The 20,196-nt window shown below is 66.0% G+C and carries 14 protein-coding genes; 7 read left to right on the plus strand and 7 right to left on the minus strand.

Features of this window, described 5'->3' with window-relative positions:
- Positions 1 to 46: 46 nt before the first annotated feature.
- From BMY53_RS07605 to BMY53_RS07625, 5 genes are all read right to left on the minus strand, one after another.
- Positions 47 to 1,228: a vWA domain-containing protein gene (locus tag BMY53_RS07605; RefSeq protein ID WP_092945297.1), complete on the minus strand. Its 1,182-nt coding sequence runs from the start codon at positions 1,226 to 1,228 to the stop codon at positions 47 to 49.
- Positions 1,225 to 3,597, minus strand: a complete 2,373-nt coding sequence (locus BMY53_RS07610; RefSeq protein WP_092945298.1) for a DUF5682 family protein — start codon at positions 3,595 to 3,597, stop codon at positions 1,225 to 1,227. The genes BMY53_RS07605 and BMY53_RS07610 overlap by 4 nt, the downstream gene beginning before the upstream one ends.
- A gap of 6 nt (positions 3,598 to 3,603) precedes the next feature.
- On the minus strand, positions 3,604 to 4,695 hold the full coding sequence (locus BMY53_RS07615; RefSeq protein WP_092945299.1) for an ATP-binding protein: 1,092 nt from the start codon (positions 4,693 to 4,695) through the stop codon (positions 3,604 to 3,606).
- Positions 4,692 to 6,269, minus strand: a complete 1,578-nt coding sequence (locus BMY53_RS07620; protein ID WP_092945300.1) for a DUF5691 domain-containing protein — start codon at positions 6,267 to 6,269, stop codon at positions 4,692 to 4,694. Before BMY53_RS07620 ends, BMY53_RS07615 begins: the two co-directional genes overlap by 4 nt.
- An 85-nt stretch (positions 6,270 to 6,354) precedes the next feature.
- Positions 6,355 to 7,791: an SWIM zinc finger family protein gene (locus BMY53_RS07625; RefSeq protein WP_092945301.1), complete on the minus strand. Its 1,437-nt coding sequence runs from the start codon at positions 7,789 to 7,791 to the stop codon at positions 6,355 to 6,357.
- Positions 7,792 to 8,147: 356 nt separating this feature from the next.
- Here BMY53_RS07625 and BMY53_RS07630 point away from each other — a divergent pair, with 356 nt between their 5' ends.
- Both BMY53_RS07630 and BMY53_RS25885 read left to right on the plus strand, forming a co-directional pair.
- A complete protein-coding gene (locus BMY53_RS07630; RefSeq protein WP_218151200.1) occupies positions 8,148 to 10,022 on the plus strand; it encodes a DUF7151 family protein in 1,875 nt (624 codons plus the stop codon).
- Between the two features lie 416 nt (positions 10,023 to 10,438).
- Positions 10,439 to 12,745, plus strand: coding sequence for a DUF6055 domain-containing protein (locus BMY53_RS25885; protein WP_177200781.1), 2,307 nt, complete (start codon positions 10,439 to 10,441; stop codon positions 12,743 to 12,745).
- Positions 12,746 to 12,934: 189 nt separating this feature from the next.
- Here the strand turns inward: BMY53_RS25885 and BMY53_RS07640 are convergent, their stop codons facing one another.
- The gene (locus BMY53_RS07640) at positions 12,935 to 13,465 is read right to left on the minus strand and encodes a hemerythrin domain-containing protein (protein WP_092945303.1); all 531 of its coding nucleotides are present in this window, start codon (positions 13,463 to 13,465) and stop codon (positions 12,935 to 12,937) included.
- Between the two features lie 660 nt (positions 13,466 to 14,125).
- On the opposite strand from BMY53_RS07640, the gene BMY53_RS07645 reads away from it, so the two are divergent.
- The 3 genes from BMY53_RS07645 to BMY53_RS25405 all read left to right on the plus strand — a co-directional run bounded on the left by BMY53_RS07645 (position 14,126) and on the right by BMY53_RS25405 (position 16,394).
- The gene (locus tag BMY53_RS07645) at positions 14,126 to 14,677 is read left to right on the plus strand and encodes a hypothetical protein (RefSeq protein WP_092945304.1); all 552 of its coding nucleotides are present in this window, start codon (positions 14,126 to 14,128) and stop codon (positions 14,675 to 14,677) included.
- Between the two features lie 278 nt (positions 14,678 to 14,955).
- Positions 14,956 to 15,504 carry a hypothetical protein gene (locus tag BMY53_RS25400; RefSeq protein ID WP_143073980.1) on the plus strand — a complete coding sequence of 183 codons (549 nt, stop codon included), beginning with the start codon at positions 14,956 to 14,958 and terminating at the stop codon, positions 15,502 to 15,504.
- Between the two features lie 191 nt (positions 15,505 to 15,695).
- Positions 15,696 to 16,394: a hypothetical protein gene (locus BMY53_RS25405; RefSeq protein ID WP_143073981.1), complete on the plus strand. Its 699-nt coding sequence runs from the start codon at positions 15,696 to 15,698 to the stop codon at positions 16,392 to 16,394.
- Between the two features lie 271 nt (positions 16,395 to 16,665).
- Here BMY53_RS25405 and BMY53_RS07650 read toward each other — a convergent pair whose 3' ends face one another.
- Positions 16,666 to 17,619 carry a hypothetical protein gene (locus BMY53_RS07650; RefSeq protein ID WP_143073982.1) on the minus strand — a complete coding sequence of 318 codons (954 nt, stop codon included), beginning with the start codon at positions 17,617 to 17,619 and terminating at the stop codon, positions 16,666 to 16,668.
- Positions 17,620 to 17,830: 211 nt separating this feature from the next.
- On the opposite strand from BMY53_RS07650, the gene BMY53_RS07655 reads away from it, so the two are divergent.
- Together BMY53_RS07655 and BMY53_RS07660 are read left to right on the plus strand one after the other, a co-directional pair.
- The gene (locus BMY53_RS07655) at positions 17,831 to 18,397 is read left to right on the plus strand and encodes a GNAT family N-acetyltransferase (RefSeq protein WP_177200782.1); all 567 of its coding nucleotides are present in this window, start codon (positions 17,831 to 17,833) and stop codon (positions 18,395 to 18,397) included.
- Positions 18,398 to 18,676: 279 nt separating this feature from the next.
- On the plus strand, positions 18,677 to 20,191 hold the full coding sequence (locus tag BMY53_RS07660; protein WP_092945306.1) for a YifB family Mg chelatase-like AAA ATPase: 1,515 nt from the start codon (positions 18,677 to 18,679) through the stop codon (positions 20,189 to 20,191).
- Positions 20,192 to 20,196: the final 5 nt, after the last annotated feature.

Raw genomic sequence — 20,196 nt, forward strand, 5'->3', positions numbered from 1 at the left:
CCGAGGACCTTCAACGCTTCTCCGGTCATCCCCGCCCAGAAGCGCCTCAACGGCCCTTGGCCGATGTCACCATGCCCTGCCCCGCCGCCCAGGCGTTGATGTCGTCCCGGCGGATGGCGGCGGCCATCAGACCGGGGAAGGCGTCCGGCGTGCAGGCAAATGACGGCACCCCCAGCGCGGCCAGCTTGGCCGCCAGCGCGTGGTCATAGGCGGGTGCCCCCTCATCGCTCAAGGCCAGCAGGGTCACGAACTGCACCCCGCTGTCCACCAGCTCGGCGGCGCGGCGCTGCAGCTGCTGCTCCACCCCGCCCTCGTACAGGTCGGATATCAGCACAAAGATGGTGTTGCGCGGCTCCCGGATCAGCGACTGGCAATAGGCCACCGCCCCGTTGATGTCGGTCCCCCCGCCCAATTGCACGCCAAACAACAGGTCAACCGGGTCGTCCAGTTGCTCGGTCATGTCCACCACGGCGGTGTCGAACACCACCAGCTTGGTGCTCACCGCCGGCAGCGAGGCCATGACGCCCCCGAAGATGCTGGCGTAGACCACCGAATTGGCCATCGAGCCGCTCTGGTCGATGCACAGCACCACCTCGCGCTGCGGCCGGCGGGCCTTGCGGCCGTAGCCGTGCAAGGTCTCGGGGATGACCGTGCGGTGCGTGGGCTGCCAGTGGCGCAGGTTGGCGCGGATGGTGCGGTGCCAGTCGATCTCGGCCAGGCGAGGCCGACGATTGCGCTGGCTGCGGTCCAGGGCGCCGGTGACGGCGCTGCGCATGGGCTCCTCCATGCGCTTCATCAGTTCATCCACCACCTGACGCACCACCATCCTGGCGGTGTCCTTGGTACCGGCCGGAATCACATGGGACAAGGCCATCAGGTTGGCTACCAGGTGCACGTTGGGCTGCACGTTCTGGAGCATCTCCGGCTGCAGCAGCATGTCGCGCAGGTTCAGCCGCTCCAGGGCGTCCTTCTGCAGGACCTGCACCACGCTGCTGGGGAAATACTTCCGGATGTCGCCCAGCCAGCGCGCCACCTTGGGTGCCGAACCCCCTCGGCCCGCACGGCGATCGGCCGCCAGGCCCTGTCCGTCCTGGTCGTAGAGCGCGCTGAGCGCCTGGTCCATCTCCTGTTCCGGTCCGTTCAGACCCCCGCAGCTCTCCTGGGCCTCACTGCCCAGCACCAGGCGCCAGCGGCGCAGGCGGGCGGCGTCGTCCACCGGTGTCGTCATGGGCTCACTCCCAGCAACTGGCGCAGCAACGGCAAGGGCAGCAGCGCGCGTGATTCCTCCCAGTCCACGGCGGCGGGGGTGCCGGCGCCATGGCCGCCCTTGCGGGCCGCACGCGCGCCCAGGTCCCGGCGCTCGCCGCTGTCGAAGCGGGCAAAGGTGCGCCGCACCAACGGCAGCACCCGCACGAAATGCTCCTCCGCCAGGCTGGACAGCCATTGGTCCACCAGTGGCCACACCCCGTCATGGTGCAGCAGCACCACGGCATTGCGATTCAGGAAGCCATCCAGCCAGGCGGCCGCCTTGAGCGGTTCAGTCCCACTGCTGAGATGCAGGGAAAGCGCCCCGCCGGCCTGCGCCGCCGTGACCAGGCCCTCGTCCAGCATGAGGCGGGTGCACAGGCCCTGCAGCAGCTCATGCGCGCCATCGCGATCCGACAGCAGGCCGATGGCCCGTTGCCACTGGCGGGAAGGCTCGGCCTGGCGGCCCGGGTCGCGCAACTTCACCGCTGCGTGGGCCGCCAGCAGGCGGTCACGCAGTTGCTCGGCGGCAGCGTCATCGATGGCGCTGCCCAGCAAGGGCAGGCCAATGGCCGCGCGCACGACCAGACCGTCAAACACCTGGCCCACCAACGCGGCGTCGGTCTGCCGCACATTCCCGTAGCGGAACACATTGGCCAGCGGCGGCAAGGCGGCCATGAGCTGGTCCGCATCCCCGGTGACGGCAGCGTGATCCTGCAAGGCCTGCGAAGCCACGGCCACGGCGGCTGGCAGGTCAGCCAGCAGCACCTGGTCCACCAGCGCCGCCAGCGTGCCGAGGTCGTGAGCGGACCGGCTGCGCTCGGCCACGCGCGCTGCGGCCGCCTGTGCCACGGTCTGACCATAGCGGCTGGCCTCGATCAGGCGCACCGCGAAACCCGGCTGCCATTGCAGCGTCCAGACCTCGTGGAAGGTGCCGCGCGACGAGCGCCCCACCTTCGCCAGCTCGCCCCATGGGAGGCCGAGCAGGGCCAGGCGGTGCAGCAGGTGGCTGCGGGCCAGGTCATTGGGCTGGCGCAGGTCCAGGTCGAGTGTTTTCTGGGCAGCCTCGGGCTTGAGGCGCAGGGTTTTCTGCCACTGCTCCAGGTCGCGCTGCAAGGGGACCTTCGGCACGCCGGCAGGCACCTGGCCCAGGCGGTCACCAATGATCAGTTCATCGCGGATGAAGGTCAGCACGGCTTCGTCGCCCATCGTCATGACAGTGCGGGTGGCCTCGTGCAACTCTTCCAGGCCTGGCGCAGGCCGCTGGCGCAGCGCCGCCAGGGCGTCCGCCAACCGGGCGGCTTCGATCAGATGGGCGGAGGAACAGTCCAGCTCCCGTTCCCGCATCAGGCGCGCCACTCGGGCCAGCCAGCCCACGGCGCGAGGCAGGGGGGTCTGGCCGTCCGTGCTACTGCCGCTGCTGCGCCACAGGTGCTCATACCAGCCCGGTGAGTGGATGCCGGCGCCGTAACCACTGTCGAACGCCAGGTGGCGATAGGTCCACGGCACCCAGGTGCTGGTGACCTTGAGCTTGGGCAAGCCCTTGAGCAGCGTCTGGTCCGCCTTCGCGGTGACGTCGGCCTTGAGGCCGCCCAGATGCCAGGCCCCGCAGATGACGGCAATGGCCTGGAACCCTTCCTTGCGGGCGGCGCGGATGCACTGGCGCATGTGGGCCTCCCGCAGGGCCTCCATCCGGACGCGGCTTTCCGGCAGGCGGCCCTCATCGGGCAGCTCCGCGCGCAGGGTGGTCATGGCCTCCTCGATGGCGGCAAACAGCTCCTCGCCATCGCCACGCTCTTCCACCATGTGGTTCCACCATGCCTCGCCGTCGGCATAACCAGCGGCACGGGCGAGCCAGTCGAGGGGGTCGCTGCGGCGCTCGGCGTCTGCAGGCGCTGGGGTCGCCGACGATTCAGGTACAGGTCGGGGCGAGGGCGATGGAGACCCGTCATCGCCGTCCCCAGCAGGCGTCTCTTGGTTTTCGGCTTGTGCTTGCGCGATCCGCTCTCGCTCTTCGGCTTCCTTGCCGAGGGCGAGGCTGTGCGCCACGGGCAGATCGATGAACCGCACCGTGGCGCCCGCGCCGGCCGCCCAGCGCAGCGCCTGCCACTCGGGCGAGAACTCGGCAAACGGGTGGTAGACGGCCCGGCCCGGTTCATCCACGCCATGGGTCAGCAAGGCGACCGGCGGCACCATCTCCGGCGCCAGCACGTCCGCCACCAGGCTGTCCGCTTCCGGCGCACCCTCGATCAGCACGCAGTCCGGCCGCAAGGTTTCGAGCGCGCGCAGCAGGCTGCGGGCGCAGCCCGGACCATGGTGGCGCACGCCGAAGAAGTGCAGTGTGTCGCCCATATCCTCTCAGACCTGCTCGCGGCAGGCGCGGTAGAGGTCCTTCCAGTCGGCCCGTTCCTTCACCACCGTCTCCAGGTATTCGGTCCAGACCACCGGGTCCTGCACCGGGTCCTTCACCACGGCGCCCAGCAGGCCGGCCGCCATGTCACGCGGGCTCAACTGGCCATCGCCAAAGTGGCCGGCCAGCGCCATGCCGCTGTTGATGACCGAGATGGCCTCGGCCGTGGACAGCGTGCCGCTGGGCGACTTGACCTGCGTCTTGCCGTCTTCGGTGCGGCCATTGCGCAGCTCACGGAAGATCTGCACCACACGCCTGACCTCCTTGAGCGCCGGTGGCTCGGCCGGCAGTTGCAGGGCCGCCCCCATCTCGGTCACCCGCTTCATGACGATGGAGACTTCCTCCTCCTCGGAGGCCGGCACCGGCAGCACGACCGTGTTGAAGCGACGCTTCAGCGCAGCGGAGAGTTCGTTGACGCCCTTGTCCCGGTTGTTGGCCGTGGCGATGACGCTGAAGCCGCGCACGGCCTGCACCTCGCTGCCAAGCTCCGGCACGGGAAGCGTCTTTTCCGACAGCACGGTGATCAGGGAATCCTGCACATCCGCCGGAATGCGGGTCAGCTCTTCCACCCGGGCGATCTTGCCGGCGCGCATCGCCTTCATCAGCGGGCTGGCCACCAGGGCCTGCTCGGACGGTCCGTTGGCCAGCAGCTGTGCGTAATTCCAGCCATAACGCAGCTGCTCTTCCCCGGTGCCGGCGGTGCCCTGGATCAGCAGGGTCGAATCCCCGCTGACGGCGGCCGCCAGATGCTCGGAGACCCAGGACTTGGCGGTTCCAGGCACCCCGTACAGCAGCAGGCCACGGTCGGTGGCCAGCGTGGCCACGGCAATCTCCATCAGGCGCGCATTGCCAATGTACTTCGGGCTGACCTGGAAGCCGTTGTCCAGCGTGCCGCCCATCAGGTAGCGCAACACGGCCCAGGGGGACAGGCGCCAGTTCTCCGGGCGCGGGCGCTGGTCCTGCCGTTGCAACTCGGCCAGTTCTTCGGCGAATTGCTGCTCGGCATGGCGGCGCAGCACGGGGGTGTTGGAAGTCGTCATGAGGTCCTCGATTTCAACCGGGGCAAGCTGAGAAATGCGCGACGCAAGGCGGCCACCTGGGTCACGGCGGTCATGGTGTCGGCGTGCGAGGCGGTCTCGCCGTCGCGCTGGATCTGGGCCACGGACGCAAAGGCGTCCAGGCTGTCGGGATGGATGACCGCGCAGAACTCGGGCAACAGCGGCCGCGCGCCGTAGTCGTCCTTCAGCTTGCCGTCGCGGGCCCGTGCCAGCACCAGCCGTGTCATCGCCTGCGACAGCGGCTGCCCCAGCGTGGCACCGTCCAGGCAGGCAGACAGCAGCACCACCAGTGGCAGTTTGGCTTCGTCGACATGCCGCTGCCAATGGCGTTCGCGCTGGTCCTGCGGCAGCCATTGCAGCAGTTGGGCGGACTTGGGCGACATCGGCGGCGCGTTGCCCGCCTGGTCATGCTGGAGGGTGCCCAGGATGGCTTCGGCCCAGATGGGCTCACGGGTGGCCGACAGCGAATCGAACCAGCCACGAGAGAGGGCCTCGGACCAATCGGACTTGGCGGCCCAACTGAGCAGGTCGGCCACGGACAGGCCGGTGTGCTGCAGCCACCAGGCCAACGGCACCTGCCGCACCAGTTGGTACAACCACCAGGCGCGTTCGCCCAGGCTGTCCTGCGCCGGGCGGGTGGCGATGATCTGGTCCGACTCCCAGTCCGGCGCGGTGGCGGTGGGCGCGTCCAGCACCCAGCGGCGGCCCAGGAGGCCCCGCTCCTGGCGGAGCAGCGCAGCGAGTCGGCCTTCCGCTCGGCGGGTGTGGGCGGCGCCCGGCACCAGCATCAGCAGGCGCACGGCCAGGTCGCGCACCTCACGGCTTCGATCAGCGCGGCATCGTTCAAGCAAAGGCTCATCGTCCGGGCCGATGGCGGTGTCCAGCACCGCCAGCAGATCGGCGCGTTCCTTGGCCGGAAGTTCCGGCAGGCAGCGTTCCAGACGCTGGCGTGAAGCGGCCGGGTCGGCCTGACGTTCATGGCGGAGGAAGGCACGGCGCTGGTCCAGCGTGCCGTCGGTCCAGTGGCTTTCCTGCGGCTCGTCGCCGCTGGCGCCGGCAGCATAGCGCCAGGCCTCCTGTTGACTGGCCAGCCACAGGCCCCGCTCGCCCAGGGCCCCCAGCAAGGCTGGACGCAAGGCGACGGACCGGCGCCCGAGTTCCAGCGCCTGCGGCAGCAGCGCGGGCGGCAGGCGGTAGCCATGGTCACCGAGCGTGGTGAAGATCTGCTGATGCAGGCGGGCGGGCCCTTCCTGCAATGCCCAGTACAGCAGCGCATGCAGACCTTCGGGCGCGGCAGGCCGGTGGTCGTCCGGCGCGGACGCCGGCAATGCGGTGGTCCAGTCCGCCCCCCGCGCACCAGCGGACAGGCAAGGGGCCAGCACGGCGGCGGCGCGCAGCAACCTAACGGCAGGTGTGGCAGGTGTGGCGGGTGCGTCCACCGCGGCTACGGCCTGTGACACCAGCGCGCCTATCTCGCCGGGCCAATCCGGCAGCGCACCGGCCTGACGTTCCGTCCCCACCATGATGGTGGGCAGCAGGGGTGTCCATGCGCTCATCGCGAGTTCCCGGGGCACCTGGATGGATCGGTCATTTGGCGCAGCAGGCGCCTCAGGTGCTTCAAGCGTCTCAGGTTCATGGGGCTCATCCGTGGCTCCTCGTCCAGACGGGTGCGCGGTCGGTACCGGCCCAGGCGGTCAGAGGCTTGAACTGCTCGCCATCCCATTCGCCCATGACGGTCAGGGCATGGCCGCCGGACGCGGCCAGCAACAACCAGCGATCTTGTTCGCCGAGAGTGAGCGGCAAGGCCTGGCCCTGTGCCACCAGTTGGGTGCCGGCCTCCGTCACCAACGGCGTGGCGCTGGTCAGCACCAGCGGATGCAGCCATGAAAATGGGTTGGCCGCCACACGGCTGGCCATCGCGTGCCATTCTGCTTGCCAGGGATGCGCCTCGGCGAGCCCGCACGCCAGTTGGCCGGGCTCGACATTCATGGGCGCGAGGGCCAGCACATGGCCATCGTCGCCACGTTGCGCCACCAGCGCTCGCATCGGGCTGCCCCCCGGGAAGTACGCCAGCGTGGCCGGCACCACCGTGCCGGGGGACCACAGACCCGCAAAGCCCTTGCCGCCATGGGCATGCTCCAGCAACCACGCGCGCTGCCGCGTCAGCTCGCCTTGCAGCCAGACGCGGCGCTCCATCAATCGGCCGTCCCGTTCCTCGGTGATGTTGGCCAGGACGGCCCAGCGGTCTTCCACACGCTCGCCTGATGCGAGCACATCCGCCTGATCCAGCGGCCAGCCACAGAGCGTGCGGACATCCGCCTGGACGGACGCCGGCAAGGCGCTGCGCCGCGCGAGCGCCTCCGTGGCCAACTGCAGCAGGCCAAACCGGGCCAGCAACCGCTCCGGCCAATCGGCGCCTTGCCGCCATACGTCCGCTGCGGCCTGGATGCGCTGACCAAGCCCGGGCGCCTGGGCGTCCACCATGCGGGCCGCCATGGTCCGCCATGCCTGGATGGCACTGGGGTCCAGCGCGCCGAAACCCCGCGCCACCTGGTCGCCCAGCCAGCGTTGCAATTCCTGGCCGGCCGCCTCGATGCGTTGCCAACGCTGGGCCTCGCGTTTCACGGAAGCGTCGCCTGGGGCGCCTTGTCCCGCACCAGCTTCACCGCCCTCGCCTGCCTCGCCCCGCGCAGCACGCGCTTCGGCACGGAGGGCCACATCGCGCTCGCGTTCTTCCTTCTTGTCCGCTCGCTCGGTGCGGGATGCCAGCCATTCACTCACCCAGGCGGGGGCATCGGTCGCGGTAAAGCTGGCGGCGTTCTGGGCACGCAGGAGCAGCAGTGCCAGGCCATGCTTGCAGGGGAACTTGCGGCTGGGGCAGGAGCATTTGAAGGCGGGCCCGCTCAGGTCCACCTGAGTCTGGTACGGCTTGGCCCCGCTGCCCTGGCATTCGCCCCAGGCGGCCGCATCATTGGCGCCCAGCAGCGGCCACTTGGCCGGCGAGGTCAGCCCCCGCGCCGCCTTGGCCGATGATTCGTCCGGCGCCAATGCCAGCACGCCCTCCATGGTCAGCGACATGCTGCCCCGCTCCCGATTGATCTTTTGAACCCGGCGCAGTCTAGCGAAGAACCATGACGGCTCCGAAGTGTCCAAAGTCGTGTCACGGCTGACGGCCCGCTCCGCACAGGTTGGGGCTTCCGCACCCGCATCGTGCAGTGCACGCTTCCCAGCCAGCCCCCCAAATCACGGGGGATTCACGCCGCCACTGCGGTCAAACCGCGACACATTTCTCGCAGGTGCACGAGTCTTTTGCAACGACCCTCCCAGACCGGCCAGCACTTGCGGACACTCGCGGGAATTGCGCCACGAGGGTCGGAATGGACCGGTCCTGCAGAGGTGCACAATCACCGCCTGCGCCTTGCGCCCCGTCTGCCATGCCTGATCACGCATTTGCTCGCCGTTCTTCGTCCCGCTCGTCGAGCGTGTCCTTGCTGGGCGCCCTCGCCTGTGCCTCGGCCCTGCTGACGGCCTGCGGCGGCGGCTCATCCGGATCCAATACCGATCCGGACGGCGTCGTGATCACCTTCGCCACCTTGGTGCGTGTGTCGGCGGAAGCTGCCGGTACCCAGTGCGCCAACGGCGGTGTGCGGGTCCAGTCGGGCATGGACATTGACTCGAACGGGGTCCTGGCGGATTCGGAAGTCTCGTCCACGCAGTACGTCTGCAATGGCGCCGATGGAAGCAACGGCAGCACGGGGTCCAATGGTCTTTCCACCCTGGTCCGCGTCCGCACCGAAGCGAGCGGCGCGCACTGCGCGCAGGGCGGCTCGGCCGTGCTGGCCGGCATGGACACCAACGGCAACGGCGTGCTGGAGGACAGCGAAGTCTCCAGCACCAGCTACGTCTGCACAGGCAGCAATGGTGCGACCGGCCCCACCGGCAGCACCGGTGCCAGCGGCAGCGCGGGGTATGACAGCCTGGTTTCGCTGTCCACCGAATCGGCGGGCGCCAACTGCGCCTACGGCGGGCAGCGGCTGCAGTCCGGCCTGGACAGCAACCGCAATGGCGTGCTGGACATCACCGAGGTCCTGGCCACCTCGTTCATCTGCAGTGCGGCCCCGGCCGATACGCAATGGGTGAACGTGACCGGCACCGCCGTGCAGGCGGTGTCCAACACCGGATATCTCGCCAACGCCAGCGCCAATGTGGTCATCACCTTGCCGGCTTCTCCCACCATCGGCGACTGGGTCAAGGTGACGGGCGTGGGCACCGGCGGGTGGACCATTGCGCAGAACGCCGGCCAGCGCATCACCACCCGGGGGCTGCCCGGTGGCATGGACATCACCTGGACCGCCGAGGCGCTGACCGGCAACTGGGCGGCCGTGGCCATGTCTGCCGACGGCACGCGGCAGGTCGCGGCCACTTCAGGTGACCTCTATGTCTCCACTGACACGGGCGGCACCTGGGTGCAACGGCTGGCGGGCCAGCCCTGGAGCGGCGTTGCGAGCTCCTCCGACGGCATGAAGCTGGTGGCGGTGACCAATGGCGGGGCCATTTATCACTCCGCGGACGGCGGCCAGACCTGGTCCGACGACGGCACCGCCCGCGCGTGGAGCGCGGTGGCCAGCTCGGCCGACGGGCAACACCTGGTGGCTGTGGCCTACCTCGGCGCCATCTGGACCTCCGCCGATGGCGGGGCCAGCTGGAGCTCGCATGAAAGCAACCGTGCCTGGCGGGCAGTGAGCTCGTCCAGCGACGGGCGTGTGCTGGTGGCCGGCACCAATGGTGCGCAGCTGTATGTCTCCACCGACTACGGCGCCACCTGGACCGCCCGTGCCAGTGGCCAGTACTGGTGGGGGCTGGCCTCGTCCGCCGATGGCCAACGGCTGTATGCAAGCGTGGACACCGGAACGATCTGGATGTCCAACGATTACGGCACCACCTGGGAGGCCCAGGGCACCAGCCGGGCGTGGCGTGGCATCACCACCTCGTCAGATGGCCGCTTTGTGGTGGCCACCACCAGCGGCGGCACCGTCTATCAATCGACGGACAGCGGGACAACCTGGCAATCCAGCGCCGATGGCGGCGCATGGACGGCAGTGGCCAGCAGCAGTGACGGCCTGACCCTGCTGGCCAGCAAGTCTGGTGGCGCGCTGTACGGCGGCTCACGCCGCTCGTCCACCACCACCGGCGTGACCGGCTCGGTCTCGGGCGGGCAGGAAGACGCGCTGCAGCTGCAGTATGTGGGTGGCGGCGTGTTCATGCCGATCAGCTATGTGTCGGCCAGCCTGATGTTCACCGTGCGCTGACGGCGGAGCCACGGAGCACGGGGCACGGGGCACGGGGCACGGGCAGGCATTGAAACGGTATTTCGTCACGTTTGTGTCTGCATGTGAACCCAACCACTATAGAACCACTTGAGACGGCACCCGATGGCCGGGGACGTGGCTGCTGATCCGCGAGCAGCAAGAAGCTAGTTGTTATTACGGTTCCTCACCACGCGGACCCCACCCGGGCGGCGGGTCAGCGAACATGCCTGCGGCTCTTGAAGCCCGCACACCTCCCCGACAACAACCGAAGCGCACTCCCGACCGGGACACAGGCGCACCGACCGCTTACCAGACCGTGCAACGCTGCCCCATGCAGGGGCCGGCGCGGCATTGTGCCGACACCGGGCAGGGGGGGTGCGGGTGACCTGGGCGTCATCATCAACAGCGGAGGACGCATGTTCAGATTGAAATCCTTGGCCGCCTGCCTGGGGCTGGCCGGCTTGTGCGTGAGCGCAGCCCACGCAGCTTTGCCCGCAACGCTCAGCTACGTCATCAACAACCAGTGGACGGGCGGCTACTGCGCCACCGTCAAGGTCACCAACCCCAACACCACCTCCATCACCTGGAGCGGCAGCCTGAAGATCGAAGGCACGGCCAGCAACGTCTGGAACGCCGAGTGGACGGCCAGCGGCAGCACCTTGACCCTGCAGGGCATTGCCTGGAACCGCATCCTCGCGCCGCAGGCGAAGAATGAGTCGGTCGGCTTCTGCGCCACCACGACGGCGGCGGCCCCGGCCCCTGCCCCGGCTCCAACGCCGGCACCCGCGCCGGCACCCGCGCCGGCACCTTCGCCAGCGCCAGCCCCGGCGCCGACTCCTGCGCCCGCGCCAGCCCCCACACCAGCGCCGGCACCCGCTCCAACGCCTGCGCCGGCTCCGGCACCGACGCCCGCTCCTGCACCGGCTCCAACGCCCGCGCCGGCTCCTGCTCCGGCACCTGCTGCCGGCACCGTGGACCAAGGCACCACGCTGACCAGCTGGTACACCGGGACGCCGACGGCGCCTGCCGTCACGCCTGGCACCTGGCGTGCAGGCGGCCCGAACCCTGAGCAGGCCGCGTTCAAGCTGGTCAAGGAAAGCGCGCACTTTGCGTTCTATTCCGACGAGACGCTGTCAGACGCTGACCTGACGCTGGCGGCCAACACGCTGGAGAACACCGTCTGGAACTCGCTCTTCGGCGCCAACCTCTTCATGCCGGAGCCGTTCTACAACAAGGCCGACAAGATCAAGCCCGCCATCCACATCCATTCCGGATGGGGCCTGACCGGTGGCGCCTGGGTGGATTCGGCCCGTGCGCTGCACATGGGCATGTGGATCGCACCGGCCGCGCTGCTGGACCATTGGGGCCTGACGCACGAGTTCACGCACGGCTGGCAGTCCTGGGCGGGCAACAACGGCGGCATGGCGTGCAACACGTCCAACACCTGTGGCTGGATCTTCGAGAGCCACGCCAACTTCACGCCGCACCAGTTGCCCGAGTACAAGAGCAATGTGCATTGCTCGGAGATGCTGCCAAACGCGCCGCACCTCTACCTGGGCTCCACGCGCGACCGCTATTGCAACTGGCAGTTCATGGAGTACCTGAAGGACCGTTATGGCCCTGAGGCGGTGACGCAGATCTGGACCACCGCTGGCGCGGATCCGTTCACCAACATCCAGAAGGCGCGTGGCTGGACGGTGGCGCAACTCAACGATTTCATCGGTGAGTGGGCCGTGCACAACGTGGTGTGGGACTACAAGGCCACGCCTGATGCCTTCCGCAGCACCTACGGCAACATCACGCTCACCGACAAGGCCGAGCGCATGCGCCGCCTGATGCCGCTGGAGGCCCTGGACACGAGCTGGGCCACCAACCGCCGCTTCGTCTCGCCTTATTACGGCTCGCCGCAGCGCTTTGGCTACAACGTGGTCCGTCTCTATCCGGAAGCGGGTGCCACGACGGTGACGGTGAAGTTCCGGGGCATTGACCAGTCCGGTTCCAACGCTGATTTCCGCTGGGGCCTGGTGGCCACCAACTCGCAGTTCAGCTCGGCACGCTACAGCGCGCTGCAGAAGGGGCTGGATGCGGACCTCACCTTCAAGGTGAACACGGGTGAACCGCTGTTCCTGGTGGTGAGCGCCACGCCGACGGTGTTCAAGAGCATCACCTGGGATCAGGCCTACGGCTCGATCAACCGCTACCGCTACATGGTGGAGCTGGCGGGTGCCTGGCCGCAAGGCTTCCAGAGCGGCACGCGGGACCTGTGCCCGACCGGCACGGCTCGCCACAGCAATGGCGGCGGCTGCGCACCGACGACCACGCCCACCACGGTGTATGTGGGTCCCTACGCCACCATCCTCCCGAACGGCCGCGCCACCGGCACGGCCCGCATCGAGGACCAGGCGATCGTCGTCAACGGCACGGTGGCAGACAGTGCCGTGGTGGGTGGTCTAAGCGTCATCGGCGTGAGCGGCAGCCCATGGGGCAACAACACCTTCGCGGTGTCCGGCTCGGCACAGGTGCGCACGACCTTCTACCCGCTGGGCTTCTTTGAAGCCAGCCAGGGGGCCTCGGGCACGCTGAACCTGCACGGCGACGTGGAGTACCGCGGTGTTGGCCTGAACCTGAGTAGCGGATACCGCTCCGGGTTTGTGGATTCGACATCCACGGTGGGGCTGTCTACGGATGTGAATTCGAAGACAGCACCGGTGTGGCGGCCGTGATCGGCTGAGGTGCCTGCGCTGGGGGAGGCAGGCATGAACGACAAAAGGGGCGCCAGATGGCGCCCCTTTTTTTGTCTGCGGGGTTTTCTGCGATGCGGCGGGCAGCCAAGCAGCCAAGCAGTCAAGCAGTCAAGCAGTCGGGCAGTCGGGCAGTCGTGTAGTCGTGTAGTCGGACGGGCGGGCGAAGGGTCAGGCCTTCTGCTGCCGCCGCTGCGCCATCTCCTGACCCATCGCGGCGGCGTCCAGGCCAGTGAGGTCCTGCCGCGCGGCGGGAAAGGCGATCTGTTCTTCCGCCTCCAGATGGGTGGCATACCGATCGACATATCGCCGCGTCAAGGCACTCGGCCATTCGACGCTGTTCCCGTCACGGACGGCGATCAGCGCTTGGCGGAGCACTTGCCAGTCCTCCTTCATGGCAGCGTGGTCGGCCTGGAGGCGGTCCGCCAACACTTGCAGCGCCGGGGCACCGCTGCTGCGCAAGCGGGGCAGCACGTGACGCTCCTCGTCCTCATGATGGGCCGGCCCGGCGATGTCGAAATAGCGCAGCACATCCGATGAAGCACTGCGCGCCTGATCAGTGATGCCGTGTTCCGCGAGGTGCGATTCAAGCCGCGTCATGAGGTCCAACGTGCGGCGCACGCGGCCGTGGCAGGCCTCCAGCATCTCCATCGGGGATTCAAAGCCGACGCCGGGGCCGGTGTAGAGGTCGTTGAGGCTCATGGGCACATATTGCATTGTTCTTGACGCCCTTGGCGGGGGGTGGGACAAGGGCGAGAACGAGCTCGTCAGTACGCAATTCCGGGGTGGATTGCCAGTGTGGCCTCGCTACTGCACGTAGCGCCCCTGGCAAGGTCTGACAGAACTGCGCACGCAAGATTCAACTGAAAATTGCGCCACGGGGTGCGTGCCCATGGCGCTGTTCCGCTCGCGTCATGAAGCTGACGAGGTCATCGAAAGCTGGCGTCAAAACTGCAGCGCGGTCTGACCTCACAGCGGCACGGTCAGGTTTTTCTCATAGTAGCTTGAGGTTAAATAGTGCCGATGCGGGGATATCTACGGATAGCTGGGTTTGGTGGCTTACTGGCCGTAACTTTGGCTGTACTCATTTGGTCGACATGGACCGACGGCGACAAGGGCGCCCCGCCAAACGACCGTTCTCAGCCTCATGTGACGCTGCCCCTTCAGCCTTTTGAGGCTCCGAAGGCAGCGTCGGCCGAGGGAGCCGCCCCACATCTCCCGCTCGCACTGAGCTGGAATTCAGTTTCCGATGCGGGAAGTCTTGATGATGTCCTTGCGGCGGCTCGACGCTCCGGAAACTCGGAGGATCGCTATTCGGCTCTTCGAGTTGCCGCAGTCTGCCTGGGGCTGCCAAAGGACGTCATGGACCCAAAGGCCGCCGCGCTCCATGTCGAAAACGAAGGACGGCGCAAGGCGTTGACGGACCGGGTCAATGCGGCTCGACAGCGCCTCACAGCGTTTTGCCACACGGGAGATAGCGAAAGCTACATCGAAGACGCCCGAGCAAAGCGGATCTCCATTGAGAGCCCCTCCATGAAGTTTCAGGCTGGCGCCAGGCGGCCGAGTGACTTAAAACTGGACCAGTGGGGCACCACCGTACTTTCCAGTCCTCAAGCGTATCCGGCGGGTTTGGACATTTGGCTTCAGTCCATCCTGCCGAGGATCTTGCCCAGCGAAATCGCTGAAAACAGTCAACAACTCCAAGCCGTCAGGGATGGCCTCTATCAAAGATTATTGGGTAACTCCTCTGAAGGCGCGATTCGAGTTCTGGCCAAGTGCGCTATCAGCATCCAATGTGGAATAGAAGACCCGCTCACCGTGGAGCAGTCTGCAGAGGTGGCAACTGCTGTCTCAGAGATTGAACAGAGGATTCGGCAGCAGCGATGGGCAGAGTTGGCGCCGCCCGCACATTGATAGCCAGCTTCTTTGATGGGTGCGCCCCTCTCGGACAGTTATTTTCTTCGACTCAGCTCGAATTTTTCGATTTCTTTTCGCTTACTTGATCCTGTTGTGATGTTCCATTCGGTCAGTCGAAATCGTTCTATTTAGGGCCGTCAGCCGCGTCCCGAGAATGAGTTCCTGTAAGACCTGACAGTAGAGTGATGGCTATATCTTCGCTACTGTGAACTTTCCTTCCGCTTGCATATTGGCGCAGAAGGATATCTGTTTCGCAAATAAGCCAGGGAGCTTTTATGAAGAATAGCGTTATAGCTTTGATTCTTGGAATTCTGACATGTGCGGCCGCCCAGTCTCAGGTTGCTCCAAGCGCGGGATCGGACGGCAGAATTCAAAACCAGGTGGAGATCAATCGATTACTTGCGCCGATCAAGAGCGCACAGGATCTCTACGACTATCTGAACAAAAAGCCTCCGGAATCCCCATTGGATAAACTTTCCCCATCGGCTAAGAGGCGCTTTGTTGACAGTCTACAATTTAATGAGAAAGGCTTGACCACGTTTCAATATACCGACTTGGAATCGGAGCTATCAACGTCCGAGATTTATCAGGTATTGGCGCTATTCGGGGTTCAACACCACGCTGCCAGCATTCGCGGGGCGAGGGTATCCAGTGCAACGGATTTGCTAATCAAAAACTCCCTGCTGGTTTGTGATCCGTCTTTTGCAGCACAGGGAATACGTGCGGCGACCACGGGAATTTGCATCGACTATCCGGATTACCAGTGCATTAAACGAGGAACTTGCGAGTCCGCTGGGGGAAAGATCTGCACCAGCAACTGCTGATCGTATTTGACGAAGATTCAAAAGCGTTCCCGTCGCCTGCTTACGCGGGCGACTCATCCTAAGTCAATCGGATTGCTCTCATACCTATGAACCGTAGGATCGTATTCAAGCGTGTTTTCTTTGCATCGGCAAGCGCGACCATATATCTGACGCTGGGTGTGGACAACTTCGCGAGAGCGTCCGCAAAACCCATGCGCGCCGACGAAATTTTGGCGCTGATCGACGCCCAAACGGAGCGCTGGATTGAAAGTCCGTACACGACTTCCGATGGCGATCTAACGGCCGGACTCCAGCTGTTGCAAACAGCTAAAGACGCGGGGGTTTTAACCGTTAGGCATATCAATGCTGCCGCCAGAGTGCTTATCGCTCATTGGCGTCTCGATGAGGCGCGAGCGCTGGTAAAAGACTTGCCTCAGTGGAAGGGGGTGCGACTTCCAAATATCCTCACCCCTCAGGATCAGTGGCCGACATCGGGTTTTCGCTTGTGGAATATCAACAAAGTGGGCGATGCACGATTATCTGTTCTTCAGGCCGATCTTGATTCGACAATCATCGTCACCACTGGAATGGGTTGCGGCTTCAGTCGCCGGGCCTTACATGAAATCCAGCGGCGTCCGGCTGTTGCTTCAAAGATATCTCGACACACCAGATTTATCTCTCTTCCTGACTCAGCTCTGGATGTTTCGGCTATCGTGGAATGGGAAGAACGAAATTCCCCATTCAAGTTGGAATTCATTCACCGCCTCTCGGATTGGCCGATGATTGAACGCTTTGCCACACCTGTCTTTTACTTCTTCTCTCGCGGTGAATTGAAGCAGATCACCACCGGCTGGCCGGAGGGTGGGAATATGGACGAACTCGAAGCTGGGCTGCAAAATATTGGGCTGTAGGCGGGGCCGATGTGAGGCAGCCGTATGGCGAAAGCGCAAGGAGCTAGTCCCCCACTCCCTCGCGCTGAATCAATGCACTCAATTCAGCAGCGATCTTCTTTGCGTCTTCAAACTGAGCGCCGAGACGCAATGGAAAGTCTTTGCGTTCAAGCGTTGCGAACGATTCTCGAAGGCTGGCCTTCAGGGTCGAAACTCCAACTCAGAAAGCTCAAGGTTCATTGAGTCATTGCCAGTGCGAGACAGATCCATATGCATCTCTTGAACGCGATCCTCAGCCCTTGCTGAGAGACTCAATAACGGGTCGCAGGCGATGGGAGAGGTCCCCACGGTCCCATCCCGCCATCACTTGCAGGGAGGTCCGTTGACCGAGTTGCTGCGCTGCCAGCAGGCCGGCGTAGTAGCCGACGCGTGGGGGCCAGTCGCCGCGATAGCCCATGTCCAGAAAGGGTGTCGATGCAGCCGGGTCCTGGCTCTCCCAGACATCGAGCATGGCCCGCGCGGCACGTTGCAACACGGCAGGAGGTGTGGCGGCCAGTGCCGCGTCGTCCAACAGCACCTGCGTCAGGGTGGCCTCTGGATGGAGCTGCTGGCTTGCGTAAGTGGCCAGGCCCTCGACCCACAACGCTTCGTGCACACCCGGCTTCGGATCCAGGCTGATCAGCGGCGCGCGCAGCGCGTGGTAGCAGTGGAACCACTCGTGGGCAAACAACACTGCAAGGTCCGCATCAACGCCGTGAAAGCGCAGGATGCCGTCCGGCGCGAAGAACAGCGGCAATGGTTGACCGGGGCCCTGGGGCTCCAGATGCGCGTCGAACGTGAACAGAGACGGCATCAGCCAGACCGGGGAGACCTTGACTTGAGAGTCAGGCAAGGCCTGCGTGAAATGTCCCTGCTGCGTTTCGTAGATGGCCGCAAAGGCACGATGCAAGAGTCGGGCAGCGTCGGACATTCCGTCGAACTTGGGTAGCCAGGCCCGCACTCGCTGCGGGGTCACAGTCAGGCCTGCCAGCCGGTATGCGGCAGCGTTTGGTTCGAAGAACTCCGACATCAGGCGTTCGACGCGCTGGGGCGAGTCGAGCGCCCGACCTTTGTCATAAGGCTTCCAGAATGCAGGCATTAGATCCGCGAACCCCGCTGCCGGGGCCGATGCCGGAGGAACTGCGTTCTGCGCCAGCGCGAGACTGCTTGCTTGACCAAGTGTCCAGGCCGCAGTGAGCTGGAGCATGGATCGGCGGTGGATCGGGGGTAGTCGCATCGGGTGGATTGTGCAGTGAAGGCTCCGTCTGCGCGCCGGCCGGGGGGGGCGGACCTTCAATCTGAGAACCCTCCAAAGGTGATCTGCCGGACCAGTTGATGTCGACGCGCGAAGATGAGTCGGGCATGCTTGCGGGTGCTCAACGTATTGAAGCTTCCCATCTGGCGGAGCGCCATCAGCAATGACACCAACACTGGAATTGGTCTGGCCGTCCTCGCAATACCTGCCGCACTACGTGGCCGCGCTCGAACGCGGCTGGTCGGCCAATACGGGCCGCGGGCCAAAGGCTGCGGCGGACGAACTAGCATCGATTCGTGAGGACGATGCCGCCTTCCTGGCCGGCCTGGTGGACCGCCATGCGGGCAACGAACTCTTCACGTTGCCGGACGGCTCCCAGGTTCCCCGGCTGCCCAGCTATCGCCGCTGGTTATGGGACGGCGAATTCTGCGGCAGCATCACCTTCCGCTGGCAGCCCGGTACGGAAGCGCTGCCGCCCTATTGCCTGGGACACATCGGCTATTCGGTAGTGCCCTGGAAGCAGCGGCGCGGCTATGCGTCGCGCGCGCTGCAACTCCTGCTGCCGGAGGCACGGGAAGAAGGATTGCGCTTCGTCGAGATCACCACAGACCCGGACAACGTCGCGTCACAGAGGGTCATTGAGGTCAATGGCGGCGCGCTGCTCGAGCAGTTCACCAAGGTCGGCGCCTTTGGCGGCACACCGGGACTCAGATATCGCATCCCGTTGTGACAGCCAGGCTGGTGGGTTCAAGCCGGCATGACACGGACACGAGCCCAGCGCTGCGCATAACGCTTGCTCTCGACACGCCGGCGGCAGATGTCCACATCAGCCGCCTTGGAGTTGGTCGGCCCGAAGAAAAAAGCGATCGCAAGCTTCGACTTGCAGCACGCGATCTCCCATCCGCCCCCCACCTCCGAGCGACCACCTCAGAGCCATAGCCCCAAGCCCCCCGACGGTTCAGACTCAGCGGCATTCCCCCACCCCGCCGCCCGTCGCCACCCGTCGCCCATGTCCCTCTCCGTCACCCACAGCCGCTCCCTGACCGGCCTGACTGCCGCTGCCGTGGATGTGGAAGTCCATCTGGCCAATGGCCTGCCCAGCTTCACCCTGGTGGGCCTGGCCGACACGGAGGTCAAGGAGTCCCGGGAGCGTGTCCGGGCGGCGCTGCAGAGCAGCGGCCTGGAGTTCCCTTCCAACAAGCGCATCACCGTCAACCTCTCCCCTGCGGACCTGCCAAAGGAAGGTGCTCGCTTCGACCTGCCCATCGCGCTCGGCCTGCTCGCGGCCAGCGGCCAGGTGGATGCGCTGCGCCTCCCCGGCTTTGAATGCGCTGGTGAGCTGGCGCTTTCCGGGGAACTTCGCCCCGTCCGCGGCGCACTTGCCATGGCCTTGTCACTGCGAGCCAGCGGCCTTCCCCGGGAGCTGTTGCTGCCGCGCGGCAGCGCCTCTGAAGCGGCCCTGATGAACGGCCTGGTTGTGCGTGAGGCTGTCCACCTGCTCGACATCGTCCAGGCCCTGCAACCCAACAGTGAGGCGTCTCTCACCCGCATCCAGATCACTGCGCCAACCATCTCTGCGGACGTGCCGGACCTGCGCGACGTCAAAGGCCAGACAGGCCCCAAACGCGCGCTCGAAGTGGCGGCGGCCGGCGGCCTGGGGCTGCTGCTCGTCGGCCCGCCCGGCACTGGCAAGTCCATGCTGGCCAGACGGCTGCCCGGCTTGCTGCCGCCGCTCGATGAGCCGGAGGCGCTGGCGTCCGCCGCGCTGCTCAGTGTCAATGGCCAGTTCAAGCCCGAGCACTGGGGCCAGCGCCCCTTCCGCTCCCCCCATCACAGCGCGTCCGCCGCCGCATTGATCGGCGGAGGCTCACCACCTCGTCCCGGTGAGATCACCCTGGCCCATCACGGCGTCCTCTTCCTCGATGAACTTCCCGAGTTCCATCGCCTCGCCCTGGAAGCCCTTCGTGAACCGCTGGAGACCGGCACGGTGCACATTGCCAGGTCCTGTCATCAGGCAGAGTTCCCCGCGCGGTTCCAACTGGTGGCGGCGATGAACCCCTGCCCGTGTGGGCACCTGGGGCATCCCACCAAGGTGTGCCATTGCACACCCGAGCAGGTGAGTCGCTATCAGGGCCGCATCTCCGGCCCGCTGCTGGATCGCATCGACCTCATGGTGGAGGTACCGATGCTGCCGCCCCGTGTACTGGCCGCAGCCGCCGAGGGTGAGGCCACCGCAGAAGTGGCGGCACGCGTTGCCACCGCGCGCGCCCTGGCGCTTCGTCGGCAGGGCTGCGTCAACGCCATGCTGCCCTCCAGTCAGCTCGATGCCCACCTGCAACTCACGGCGGACGCTGAATCCATGCTGCACAAGGCCGCTGCCCGCCTGGCCTGGTCCGGCCGCAGCTATCACCGCGTCCTGCGCATTGCGCGCACGGTGGCCGATCTTTGCGCAAGCGAGCCGGTGCTAGCCACTCACGTCGCCGAATCCATCCAATGGCGCCGTGCCCTGCCTGGCCGGGCGTAACGAGC

This window comes from Roseateles sp. YR242 (assembly GCF_900109745.1).
Classification (GTDB): domain Bacteria; phylum Pseudomonadota; class Gammaproteobacteria; order Burkholderiales; family Burkholderiaceae_C; genus Roseateles.